We start from the raw sequence: 12,344 nt of genomic DNA on the forward strand, positions 1-12,344 counted from the left end.
TTCCCGGCTCAGTCGGCGCGGCGGTAATTGACCACCGTGTCGACCATCGCCGCCACACGATCCGGATCGATCGCCGGGTGCACGCCGTGCCCGAGATTGAAGACATGGCCGGTGTCGCGACCGAAGCCGTCAAGAACACGCCGGGTCTCCTCGCGCACCACGGCTTCCGGGGCATACAGCACGGAGGGATCGAGATTGCCCTGCAGGGCGACACGGTCGCCGACGCGCTGCGCGGCCTCGCCGATCTCGATCGTCCAGTCCAGGCCCAGGCCATCCGCGCCGGTGTCGGCCTGCGCCTCCAGCCAGGCCCCGCCGCCCTTGGTGAACAGGGTCACCGGGACGCGACGGCCTTCGTTCTCGCGGATCAGGCCGTCGACGATGCGCTGCATGTACGCCAGCGAAAATTCGCGGTAGCTGCGCGGTGTCAGCGCACCTCCCCAGGTATCGAAGACCATGACCGCCTGAGCCCCGGCGCGGATCTGCGCATTCAGGTACTCGGTGACCGCGTCCGCCACCTTCTGCAGCAGCGCATGCATGGCCTGCGGATCGCCATACAGCAGGCGCTTGGTCTCGGCGAAATCGCGCGAGCTGCCACCTTCCACCATGTAGGTGGCGAGGGTCCACGGGCTGCCGGCGAAGCCGATCAGCGGTACCTGGCCGTTGAGTTCGCGCCGAATCAGACGCACCGCATCGGTCACATAGCCCAGCGAATCCTCCGGGTCGGGGACCGGCAGCCGCTCGATGGCTTCCGGGCTGCGCACCGGATCGCGGAATTTCGGTCCCTCGCCGGTCTCGAAGTACAGACCCAGCCCCATGGCATCGGGGATGGTGAGGATGTCCGAAAACAGGATGGCGGCATCCAGCGGAAAACGGCGGAGTGGCTGCATGGTGACTTCGCAGGCCAGCTCCGGGTTCTGGCAGAGGCTCATGAAGCTGCCGGCCTGCGCCCGCGTCTCGCGGTACTCGGGCAGATAGCGACCGGCCTGACGCATAATCCAGACGGGCGGGCGATCCACCGGTTCGCGGGCCAGTGCCCGCAGGAGGCGGTCGTTTTCAAGTTCCTGGGCCATGCAGTCCTCAGACGCCGAGGTATTCAAGAATGCCTTCGGCGGCCTGGCGGCCCTCGAAGACGGCGGTGACCACCAGGTCGGAGCCGCGGACCATGTCGCCGCCGGCAAAGACCTTCTCGTTGGCGGTCTGGAAGGCGTGCCGGCCGGATTCCGGCGCACGGACGCGGCCGCCCTCGTCGACGTCGATGCCGTGTTCGCCGAACCAGTCGGATGGTGACGGGCGGAAGCCGAAAGCCACCAGCACGCGGTCGGCGGGAATCACGTACTCGGAACCCGGCACCGGCTCGGGACGCCGCCGGCCACGCTCGTCCGGTGCACCCATCCGGGTGCGCACGACCTTCACGCCCTCGACCTTGTCGTCGCCCACGATCTCGAGCGGCTGCACGTTGAACTCGAACTGCACGCCCTCCTCGCGCGCATGCACGACCTCCTTGCGCGAGCCCGGCATGTTCTCTTCGTCACGGCGGTAGGCACAGGTCACCGAGGTGGCGCCCTGGCGAATGGAGGTGCGGTTGCAGTCCATTGCGGTGTCGCCGCCGCCGAGGACCACGACCCGCTGCCCGGCCATGTCGACGAAACCGTTCTCGTCGTGCTCCCAGCCCATCACTTCGCGGATGTTGGACACCAGGAACGGCAGGGCCGGATAGACCCCGGGCAGATCCTCACCGGGGAAACCGCCCTGCATCGCGTTGTAGGTCCCCATGCCGAGGAAGACCGCGTCGTATTCGTCCAGCAGCGCCTGGAACTCCACGTCGCGGCCGATCTCGGTATTCAGGCGAAATTCCACGCCCATTCCCTCGAGCAGTTCCCGACGGGTGCGGATCACCTTCTTTTCCAGCTTGAACGGGGGGATCCCGAAGGTCAGCAACCCGCCGATCTCGGGGTAACGGTCATAGACCACCGCCTCGACACCGTTGCGCGCGAGGATGTCGGCACAACCGAGACCGGCCGGCCCGGCGCCGATCACCGCGACCCGCTTGCCGGTCGGCACCACATCCGACAGATCGGGCCGCCAGCCGGCCTTCAGCGCCTCGTCGGTGATGTATTTCTCCACCGAACCGATGGTGACCGCGCCGAAACCGTCATTCAGGGTGCAGGCACCCTCGCACAGGCGGTCCTGCGGACATACCCGGCCACAGACCTCCGGCAGGGAATTGGTCTTGTGCGACATCTCGGCGGCGGCAAACAGATTGCCTTCCTCGACCAGCTTCAGCCAGTTGGGGATAAAGTTGTGGACCGGGCACTTCCACTCACAATAGGGATTGCCGCAGGCCAGGCAGCGCCCGGCCTGCTGGCCGGCGGTGGCGGGATCGAACTGGCCGATGATCTCGCCGAACTCGTGGATGCGGATTTCCGCGGGGGTCTTCTGGGGATCCTGGCGCGGGAGGTCCAGGAACTGCATCGGATTGGTCGCCATGGGTCAGTCGCTCCAACGAAACGGGGTCGGGGCCACAACGGCCGGAGGGCCCGGCACCGGCGCGGCAGGTCATACGAGGACTACATTTGACACGGGCCCGTCCGGGGTCAAGATTTCCCCAGTGCTGCGCGGACCTTGCCGCTGACGGCGCCCATGTCGGCACGCCCGAACACCCGCGGCTTGAGTACGCCCATCACCCGGCCCATGTCACCCGGGCCCTCGGCCCCGGTTTCGGCGATGACCTCGGCAATCACCGCATCCAGCGCGGCGTCGTCGAGCGGCTCGGGCATGTAGGCCTCCACCACGGCGATCTCCGCAGCCTCACGGTCGGCGAGATCGTCGCGCCCGCCCTGACGGTACTGTTCGATGGAATCGCGCCGCTGCTTGAGCATGCGGTTGAGGATCGCGAGCACGGCGTCGTCGTCCGCGTCGCGGCGCTCGTCGACTTCGAACTGGGAGATTTCCGCCTGAATCTGACGCAGGATCGCCAGGCGGTCCCGTTCCCGGGCCCGCATGGCCTGTTTCACGTCATCCTGCAACCGGGCCTTCAGCGACATTCGGCATCCCTCCTCGCAAGGATTCATGCGCAAGCCACGGGCCCGGTCGGGCCGGGGCTCCGCGGGGTTCAGTACAGCCGCGGCCGACGGGTCATGTCGCGCGAATTCTTCTTCAGCTGCCGCTTCACCGCGGCGGCCGCCTTGCGCTTGCGCTCGGCCGTGGGCTTCTCGTAGTACTCGCGGCGGCGGACTTCGGCCACCACACCGGCCTTTTCACAGGTGCGCTTGAAACGGCGCAGGGCAACCTCGAAGGGTTCGTTTTCGCGGACTCGAACGTGCGGCATACAATCTCCGGTTACAGCATTGGTTTCGACGAAACGGTGTACGTTAAGCCATGGCCGGCACACACGCCCGCCATGCAGAACGGAGCATGATAATCCAGGACAGCCCCTTTGGAAAAGCCCGTGACTCGGGAAACGCTGATCAATGTGCACGTTCGCGAGCCTGACTTACGAGCACGCGACGTGCACGCTATGATGACTCCATGGAAATCTTGAACGTCGAACTGGGCGAACGCAGCTACCCGATCCACATTGGCCCCGGCGAGGCCGCGCGGGCCGAGCATTTCGCTCCGGTGCTGGAGGGGCGGCGGGTCGCAGTCGTCACCAACAGTACCGTGGGGCCACTGTATGGCGAGCGCCTGCGCGCCAGCCTGACCGCGGCCGGAGTGCGCGGCGAGCCCCTGTGGATCGAGCTGCCCGACGGCGAATCGCACAAGACGCTGGCGACGGTCGAACAGATCCTGACCCGGCTGCTGGAGGCCCGCTTCGACCGCGGCAGCCGCATCGTCGCGCTGGGGGGTGGCGTGGTGGGCGACATCGCCGGTTTCGCCGCCGCGATCTACCAGCGCGGCATCCACTTCGTTCAGGTCCCGACCACCCTGCTGGCGCAGGTCGACTCCTCCGTGGGCGGCAAGACCGGGGTCAACCACCCGCTGGGCAAGAACATGATCGGGGCCTTCCACCAGCCACGCTCCGTGATCATCGACACCGACAGCCTGCAGACCCTGCCGGCGCGGGAACTGCGCGCCGGCCTGGCCGAGGTCATCAAATACGGCCTGATGCAGGACGCGGATTTCTTCGCCTGGCTGGAAGAACACCTCGACCGCCTGCTCGCCCTGGAACCCGAGGCGCTGGCCCACGCCATCCGCCGCTCCTGTGCCTGCAAGGCCGAAGTAGTCGCCGCGGACGAACGCGAATCCGGCCGCCGCGCCCTGCTCAACCTCGGCCACACTTTCGGCCACGCCATTGAAACCGGCATGGGCTATGGCGCCTGGCTGCACGGCGAGGCGGTAGGCACCGGCATGGCCATGGCCGCCCGGATGTCCGCGCGCATGGGCTGGCTGGCCCCGGCCGACGCCGCGCGCGCCGAGGCCTTGATCCACCGCGCCGGCCTCGACACCTACCCGCCGGCGGAACTGGATGCCGCCCGCTTCCGCGAACTGATGGGGATCGACAAGAAGGTCAGCGAAGGCCGCCTGCGGATCGTGCTGCTACGCGGCCTGGGCGCCGCCGAACTGACCGCCGACTTCGACGACAACGCCCTGCAACACACCCTCGACGAGACCGCCCGTGCCGCCTGACACCGCCTCGATCGCCCGTACCCCCAACGGCGTCGGCCTCGCCCCGTGGGCGGCCGACCCGGAGCGGACACGCGGCCGCCGGCATCCGGAAGACGCCCCGCGCCACCGCAGCGAGTTCCAGCGTGATCGCGACCGCATCGTGCATTCCAGCGCGTTTCGCCGCCTGGAGTACAAGACCCAGGTATTCATCAGCCACGAGGGCGACCTGTTCCGCAACCGCCTCACGCATTCGCTGGAGGTCGCGCAGATCGGGCGTTCCGTCGCCCGCGCCCTGGGCCTCAACGAAGACCTCACCGAGGCGGTCGCGCTGGCCCATGACCTGGGCCACACCCCGTTCGGCCACACCGGGCAGCACGCCCTGAACGACTGCATGCGCGAACATGGCGGCTTTGAACACAACCTGCAGTCGCTGCGGATCGTGGACCACCTCGAGGCGCATTACGCCGACTTCGACGGCCTCAACCTGACCTTCGAGACCCGCGAGGGCATCCTCAAGCACTGCTCGCCGGAAGACGCCCGCATCCTCGGCGAGGTGGGCGTGCGCTTTCTGCAGCGCGGCCAGCCATCACTGGAGGCCCAGCTGGCCAATGTCGCCGACGAGATCGCGTACAACAATCACGATGTCGACGACGGCCTGCGCGCCGGCCTGCTGCAGCTGGACCAGCTGATGGAAGTCCCGCTGTTCCGCGACTGCCTCGACGCGGTGCGCGCGCGCTACCCGAGGCTGGAGGCCCGCCGCGTACAGCACGAAACCGTGCGGCGCATGATCGACACCCTGGTCCAGGACCTGGTCACCACCAGCCGCCACGCGATCGAGAGCAGCAGCCCGGAATCGATCGACGCCGTGCGCGCGGAGAGCGGCCCGCTGATCCGCTTCAGCCCGGAGATGGCCGAACGCAACCGCACGCTCAAGACCTTCCTGCGGGAAAACCTCTACCGGCATCACCAGGTCCATGGCGTAATGCACAAGGCGCGCCAGATCATCCTTGACCTGTTCGCCGCCTTCGACCGCGACCCGCGCCTGATGCCGGAGCACTACCAGCGCCACGCCCGCGCCCTGAGCGAGGATGATCCGCACGGACAACAACGCGCCATCGCCGACTACATCGCCGGCATGACCGACCGTCACGCCATCCGCGAACATCACCGCCTGTTCGACCTCGGCACCCTGACCTGACCGCCATGGCACTCCGCGACCAATGCCTTGAACAGCTGGGCCTGCGCACCGACCCGTTCGCGGAGGTGCCCGACGCGGACTTCCTGTACACCGATCCGCTGCTGGACGGTGTCCTGGAATCCGCACGACAGGCGCTGGAGCACCCCGGTGCCGTGGTTCTGCTGACCGGCGACAACGGCTCCGGCCGCAGCCTGCAGCTGATGCGCCTGCTCGGCATGCTGCCCGAGGGCTACGAACTCATCGCGTTCAAGGCACGCATCAACACCCATTTCGAATCGGTGGACCTGACCATCCGCAACTACCTGCGCTCGCAGAACGCGGATGACCCCGATCGCTCGCTGACCGAACTGCTCGCCCAGCGGGTGGTCGACGGATTCGTACCGGTGATCGCGATGGACGACGCCCACCTGGTGGGCACCGACATCGTCAACAACCTGCTGCGCATGCGCTCGGAGATCCTCGAGCAGCATGGTCGCGCACCGCGCATCGTCCTGGTCGGCGGCGCGGGACTCCTGCGCCGCCGCCTGTACCTGCCGGACCCGGGAGACGAGGACCAGCTGACCCGCCTGAGCCTGCGCGCGTTCAACCTCGAACAGACCGCCGCCTACCTGCGTCATCGCCTGCTGGCCGCCGGCGCCGAAGACCCGGATGCACTACTCCCGCGCGAGGCCGTGCAGCGCCTGCAGACCGACAGCCAGGGGCTCGCGGGCGCCCTCAACCGCGAGGCGCGGATCCTGCTGGAAGCGAAATGTCGCCCGACACCGGGCACGACTGCGCCCCCCGCGGCCGCGTCCGCCGGCCAGGCAGCCACCGCCGATGCCGGGGATACGCGGGATGCTGCGGAATCCGCGTCGCCATCCGGAGCGGCGCCGTCCGGCACCCGCCCCGAGGAGCAGGCCGGTGCTCCATCCGGAGCCGAACCCGCCCCCGGAGAAAGCCTCCGCGCGAGCCGCGACGGCGACGATTTCACTCCGGCCGCATTCGCCCTGCGCGGCGAGCGCGACGCCTCGGACGCCGACGCGGAAACGACAGCGGAGGAGCCGGCTCTCGCACCGGCCGAAGCACAACCGTTCTGGAACCAGCGCTGGTTCGTTCCCGCCGTAGCCGCCACCGTGGCCTTCGGGATCGCCGCGCCGCTGCTCTGGCAACTGCTGACCGGCTCGCCCGAGCACGCCCCGGAACACGAAGAACGAGTGGAACTGCCCCTGCCGGAACGCCCGGACGAGCGGGAAGCGGCCCCGGATCCGCCCCTCGAAGCGGAAGAGCCGTCACCGGAGATCGCTCGGCTGGAACCGGAGCCCATCCTGCCCCCGCCAGCCACCGACGAACCGGCGGAGACACCGGAAGAGCCGGGCCCGACCCCCGAAGCCGAACCGGAGCCGGAACCCGAACCCGAACCGGAGCCGGAGCCGGAGCCGGAGCCGGAGCCGGAGCCGGCCGATCACACCACCGAAGCCCTGGCCGACGCCGAAGGCGACGGCGAGCGCCTGGGGGGCGACCTGGAATGGCTCGAGGGTCAGGATGCCTCGCGCATGACCATCCAGCTGGTGGCCGCGCCGGACATGGACACCGCGCGCGAATACGCAGACCGCCACAATCTCGGTGGCATCCGCTACATCCCCACCCGCACGGGCGGGAACGACTACGTCGTGATCCTCGCCGGCGCCTTCCCCGACCGGGACGCTGCGGAACAGGCGGCTGCCGAGCTGCCGGACAGCGCGCGGGACGCCGGCACCTGGATTCGCTCCATCGGTTCGGTCCAGGAGGCGGCCCGCCGCTGACCCCCCGGGCAAGGCTGTCCACTCCACCTGCGCGTGTTATTGCACCCTCCGGTTTGCCGGAACACGATCATTCCGGTATATTCCTGCGCCCCTTTTTCCAGCCTGGTGCATACGCACCACGACCGGAGGCCTATCGATGCAGCAGACCCGACTGACCGGCACCCTCCATCGCCCCGAATTCGAACGCGACAATTGCGGATTCGGCCTCATCGCACACATGGACGGGCAGGCCAGTCACTGGGTACTGGAAACTGCAATACGGGCTCTCGAACGGCTGACACATCGCGGCGCGATCGCCGCCGACGGCAAGACCGGCGACGGCTGCGGCCTGCTGATGCGGACCCCCGAACCGTTCCTGCGCCAGATCGCGGATGAAGCGGGCATCGCGCTGGCGGAACGCTTCGCCGCCGGCCTGGTGTTCATCAACCCCGAGGCGATCGCCGAGACCCGCGCCGCGGTGGAAACCGCCCTCGACCGCGGCGGCCTGACCCTGGCCGGATGGCGCGAAGTCCCGGTCGACCCCGACGCCTGCGGGGCGGAAGCCCTGCGCACCCGGCCGCACGTCCTCCAGCTGTTCGTCAACGCCCCGGCAGAGATGGACGGCGACGCCTTCGAACGCGCCCTGTACGTCGCGCGGCGGCGCGCGGAGATGGCGATGGCTTCGGACCCGGTGTTCTACGTGCCGAGCCTGTCGGCGCGGGTACTGTCGTACAAGGGTCTGGTGATGCCGGCCAACCTGCCGGTGTTCTACCCCGACCTGCAGCGCCCGGAGCTGGAAACCGCGATCTGCGTGTTCCACCAGCGCTTCTCCACCAACACCTGGCCGCAGTGGGGCCTGGCTCAGCCGTTCCGTTTCCTCGCGCACAACGGCGAGATCAACACCGTGCAGGGCAACCGCAACTGGGCGGTCGCGCGCCAGCACAAGTTCGCCAACGAACTGCTTCCCGAACTGTCCGAGCTGGAACCGCTGGTCAATCTGGAAGGTTCCGATTCGCAAAGCCTCGACAACATGCTCGAGGTCCTGCTGGCCGGCGGCATGGACCTGTTCCGTGCGATGCGCCTGCTGGTCCCGCCGGCGTGGCAGAACGTCGCGCACATGGACCCGGATCTGCGCGCGTTCTACGAGTACAACTCCATGCACATGGAGCCCTGGGATGGCCCGGCCGGCATCGTGCTGACCGACGGCCGCTACGCCGGCTGCACCCTGGACCGCAACGGCCTGCGCCCGGCGCGCTACGTCATCACGAAGGACCGCCACATCACCCTGGCCTCGGAGATCGGCGTGTACGACTACGCCCCCGAGGACGTGGTCGCCAAGGGCCGCCTGAAGCCCGGACAGATGCTCGCCGTGGATACCGAAACCGGCGATCTGCTGCAGCCCGAGGACATCGACCGGATCAACCGCAAGCGTCAACCCTATCGCCAGTGGCTGCGCGCGCAGGTGCACCACCTGAAAAGCCAGCTGGACGACAACCAGCTGTTCTCCGGTGAGCCGATGCCCGCCGACCGCCTGGAGACCTACGAAAAGCTGTTCGACGTTACCTTCGAAGAACGTGACCAGGTCCTGCGCGTGCTGGCCGAGGCCGGCCAGGAGGCCGTCGGCTCGATGGGCGACGACACCCCGTTCGCCGTGCTGTCGCAGCAGACCCGTTCGCTGTACGACTACTTCCGCCAGCAGTTCGCCCAGGTCACCAACCCGGCGATCGACCCGCTGCGCGAAAGTATCGTAATGTCGCTGGAGACCTGCTTCGGCCGCGAGCAGGGGCTGTTCGAGGAAACCCCGGAACACGCCCACCGACTGGTCGCGGATTCTCCGGTGCTGTCCGAGGCGAAATTCCGCGAACTGTGCAACGTCACCGACGACGCCTTCCGGGTTGAGCGCCTGGACCTCAACTACGACCGCCAGCACCACGGCCTCGAATCGGCGCTGAAGCAGCTCACCGAAGACGCGGTAGAGGCGGTGCGCGACGGCGCCGTGATCCTCGTACTGTCCGACCGCGCGATCGATCGCGAGCGCCGGCCGATCCCCGCGGCGCTGGCGGTGGGCGCGGTGCATCACGCCCTGATCGCCGCACGGCTGCGTACCGACGCCAACATCGTCATCGAGACCGCCACCGTGCGCGACCCGCACCACTTCGCGGTCCTGATCGGCTATGGCGCGACCGCGATCTACCCCTATCTCGCCTACTCCGCGCTGCACGGCATGAGCGAATCCGGGGAGATCCCCGGGGTGGACGCCCTTACCCTGGCGCAAAACTATCGCAAGGGGATCAACAAGGGCCTGTTCAAGATCCTGTCCAAGATGGGCATCTCGACCATCGCCAGTTACCGCGGGGCCCAGCTGTTCGAGATCGTCGGCCTCGCGGACGAGGTCGTGGAGACCTGTTTCAAGGGCAGCACCAGCCGCATCCGGGGCACCCGCTTCGCCGATATCGAGGAAGACCTGGACATCCTCGCACAGCGCGCCTGGAATCCACGCAAGGCGCCGCGCCAGGGCGGGCTGCTGAAGTACATCCACGGCGGGGAATACCACGCCTACAATCCGGACGTGATCCAGACCCTGCACCGCGCGGTGCAGTCCGGTGACTACGGGGTGTACCAGGAATACGCGGCATTGGTGAACGAACGTCCGGTGGCGACCCTGCGCGACCTGCTCAAGCCGCGCGAGGACATCGAGCCGATCGAAGTCGACGAGGTCGAGTCCGAGGCCGACATCCTGCCGCGTTTCGACTCCGCCGGCATGAGCCTGGGCGCGCTGTCGCCGGAGGCCCACGAGGCTCTCGCCACCGCGATGAACCGCCTCGGCGGGCGCTCCAACTCCGGCGAGGGCGGCGAGGCCGTCTCCCGCTACGGCACCGAGCGCATGTCGAAGATCAAGCAGGTGGCCTCCGGCCGCTTCGGCGTGACCCCGCACTATCTGGTCAACGCCGAGGTGCTGCAGATCAAGGTCGCCCAGGGCGCCAAGCCCGGCGAAGGCGGCCAGCTGCCGGGCCACAAGGTCAACAAGATGATCGCCGAGCTGCGCTATTCGAATCCGGGCGTGGCCCTGATCTCGCCGCCGCCGCATCACGACATCTATTCCATCGAAGACCTGGCGCAGCTGATCTTCGACCTCAAGCAGGTCAACCCGGATGCGCTGGTCTCGGTGAAGCTGGTCTCCGAGGCCGGCGTCGGCACCGTGGCCGCGGGCGTGGCCAAGGCCTATGCCGACCTGATCACCATCTCCGGTTACGACGGCGGCACCGGCGCCAGCCCGCTGACTTCGGTCAAGTACGCCGGCACGCCCTGGGAACTGGGCCTGGCCGAGACCCACGCGACCCTGCGCGGCAACGACCTGCGCGACAAGGTTCGCCTGCAGACCGACGGCGGCCTGAAGACCGGGCTCGACGTGATCAAGGCCGCGATCCTCGGTGCGGAGAGCTTCGGCTTCGGCACCGGGCCGATGGTCGCACTCGGCTGCAAGTACCTGCGCATCTGCCACCTGAACAACTGCGCCACGGGTGTCGCCACGCAGGACAAGGTGCTGCGCATGAACCACTTCATCGGCCTGCCCGAGATGGTCATGCACTACTTCCAGTTCGTCGCCCGCGAGACCCGCGAATGGATGGCGAAACTGGGCGTGCGCAGCCTGACCGACCTGATCGGCCGCACCGACCTGCTCGAAGTCCTGCCGGGCGAAACGCCCCGGCAGCAGCACCTGGCCATCGACCGCCTGCTGGAGACCGGCGACCTCGACGACAAGCCGCGCTTCTGCAAGGAGCCGAAGAACGAGCCGTTCGACAAGGCCGAGCTGGCAGAAAAGATGGTCGCCGACATGCTCGACGCCATCGAAAACAAGGCCGGCGGCGAGCACCATTACAAGTGCAGTAACACCGACCGCTCCATCGGCGCGCGGCTCTCCGGCGAGATTGCCCGGCGCCACGGCAACCAGGGCATGGCCGAAGCCCCGCTGCAGGTACGCCTGCAGGGCACGGCCGGACAGAGCTTCGGCGTCTGGAACGCCGGCGGCCTGCACCTGTACCTGGAAGGCGACGCCAACGACTACGTTGGCAAGGGAATGACAGGCGGCAAGCTGGTCATCCGACCGCCGGAAGGTTCGGGCTTTGCCAGCCAGGACACCACCATCATGGGCAACACCTGCCTGTACGGCGCGACCGGGGGCAAGCTGTTCGCCGCCGGCCAGGCCGGCGAGCGCTTCGGCGTGCGCAACTCCGGGGCCATCGCGGTGGTGGAAGGCATCGGCGACCACGGCTGCGAATACATGACCGGCGGCGTGATGACCATCCTGGGTGGCACCGGGGTCAACTTCGGCGCCGGAATGACCGGCGGCTTCGCCTTCGTGCTGGACCGGGAAAACGACTTCCCCGACCGCATCAACAACGAGCTGATCGACCTGCACCGCCTCGATACCGAGGAAATGGAGGCCCATCGCAACTATCTCGAGGAACTCATCACCGAGTTCGTGCACGAGACGGACAGCGCCTGGGGCCGCCAGATCCTCGAACAGTTCGACAGCTGGCAGGGCTCCTTCTGGCTGGTGAAGCCCAAGGCCGCCGAACTTAGCGGTCTGCTGGCCAACCTGCGCCAGGCGGCCTGAGCGGGCCCGGCCAACGGACGTTGACCTGTCACGGGCCCCGCAAGGGGCCCGTTCCGTTTGCGGGCGGAGCCGTCACGCCCGGGCGGCATGGTGCGCCACTGGACGCGGCCTGCCCGCAGCGCAATACTGGGAGGCAGTCACGGCATTCGTGGTACGGAGGCAG

Annotated in this window: 8 protein-coding genes; 4 read left to right on the plus strand and 4 right to left on the minus strand. The window is 68.0% G+C overall.

From position 1 onward, the window contains the following. Nucleotides 1–8: 8 nt before the first annotated feature. The 4 genes from hemE to rpsU form a co-directional block, all read right to left on the minus strand. Nucleotides 9–1,070, minus strand: coding sequence for a uroporphyrinogen decarboxylase (gene hemE / locus G020_RS0107045; protein ID WP_024329098.1), 1,062 nt, complete (start codon nt 1,068–1,070; stop codon nt 9–11). A 7-nt stretch (nt 1,071–1,077) separates the two neighbouring features. Then, the gene (locus G020_RS0107050) at nt 1,078–2,487 is read right to left on the minus strand and encodes an FAD-dependent oxidoreductase (RefSeq protein WP_024329099.1); all 1,410 of its coding nucleotides are present in this window, start codon (nt 2,485–2,487) and stop codon (nt 1,078–1,080) included. A 107-nt stretch (nt 2,488–2,594) separates the two neighbouring features. Further along, entirely contained in the window at nt 2,595–3,044 is a 450-nt protein-coding gene (locus G020_RS0107055; RefSeq protein WP_018870998.1) for a GatB/YqeY domain-containing protein, read from the minus strand. Between the two features lie 68 nt (nt 3,045–3,112). Then, nucleotides 3,113–3,328, minus strand: a complete 216-nt coding sequence (gene rpsU, locus G020_RS0107060) for a 30S ribosomal protein S21 (RefSeq protein ID WP_018870999.1) — start codon at nt 3,326–3,328, stop codon at nt 3,113–3,115. 200 nt (nt 3,329–3,528) lie between these two features. On the opposite strand from rpsU, the gene aroB reads away from it, so the two are divergent. The 4 genes from aroB (at nt 3,529) to gltB (ending at nt 12,181) form a co-directional block, all read left to right on the plus strand. After that, a complete protein-coding gene (gene aroB / locus G020_RS0107065) occupies nt 3,529–4,626 on the plus strand; it encodes a 3-dehydroquinate synthase (protein WP_024329100.1) in 1,098 nt (365 codons plus the stop codon). Next, nucleotides 4,616–5,803: a deoxyguanosinetriphosphate triphosphohydrolase gene (locus tag G020_RS0107070; RefSeq protein ID WP_024329101.1), complete on the plus strand. Its 1,188-nt coding sequence runs from the start codon at nt 4,616–4,618 to the stop codon at nt 5,801–5,803. Before aroB ends, G020_RS0107070 begins: the two co-directional genes overlap by 11 nt. A gap of 5 nt (nt 5,804–5,808) precedes the next feature. Next, nucleotides 5,809–7,584 carry an SPOR domain-containing protein gene (locus G020_RS0107075; protein ID WP_024329102.1) on the plus strand — a complete coding sequence of 592 codons (1,776 nt, stop codon included), beginning with the start codon at nt 5,809–5,811 and terminating at the stop codon, nt 7,582–7,584. A gap of 136 nt (nt 7,585–7,720) precedes the next feature. Continuing rightward, nucleotides 7,721–12,181, plus strand: coding sequence for a glutamate synthase large subunit (gltB, locus tag G020_RS0107080; RefSeq protein WP_024329103.1), 4,461 nt, complete (start codon nt 7,721–7,723; stop codon nt 12,179–12,181). The last annotated feature ends 163 nt before the right edge of the window (nt 12,182–12,344 follow it).

The sequence above is a fragment of the Thioalkalivibrio sp. ALR17-21 genome (assembly GCF_000420185.1).
Lineage (GTDB): Bacteria > Pseudomonadota > Gammaproteobacteria > Ectothiorhodospirales > Ectothiorhodospiraceae > Thioalkalivibrio > Thioalkalivibrio halophilus.

Excerpts from the sequence above, each read along its gene's own strand:
- hemE (WP_024329098.1), bottom strand. The coding sequence starts at position 1,070 with ATGGCCCAGGAACTTGAAAACGACCGCCTCCTGCGGGCACTGGCCCGC.
- G020_RS0107050 (WP_024329099.1), bottom strand. The coding sequence starts at position 2,487 with ATGGCGACCAATCCGATGCAGTTCCTGGACCTCCCGCGCCAGGATCCC.
- G020_RS0107055 (WP_018870998.1), bottom strand. The coding sequence starts at position 3,044 with ATGTCGCTGAAGGCCCGGTTGCAGGATGACGTGAAACAGGCCATGCGG.
- rpsU (WP_018870999.1), bottom strand. The coding sequence starts at position 3,328 with ATGCCGCACGTTCGAGTCCGCGAAAACGAACCCTTCGAGGTTGCCCTG.
- aroB (WP_024329100.1), top strand. The coding sequence starts at position 3,529 with ATGGAAATCTTGAACGTCGAACTGGGCGAACGCAGCTACCCGATCCAC.
- G020_RS0107075 (WP_024329102.1), top strand. The coding sequence starts at position 5,809 with ATGGCACTCCGCGACCAATGCCTTGAACAGCTGGGCCTGCGCACCGAC.
- gltB (WP_024329103.1), top strand. The coding sequence starts at position 7,721 with ATGCAGCAGACCCGACTGACCGGCACCCTCCATCGCCCCGAATTCGAA.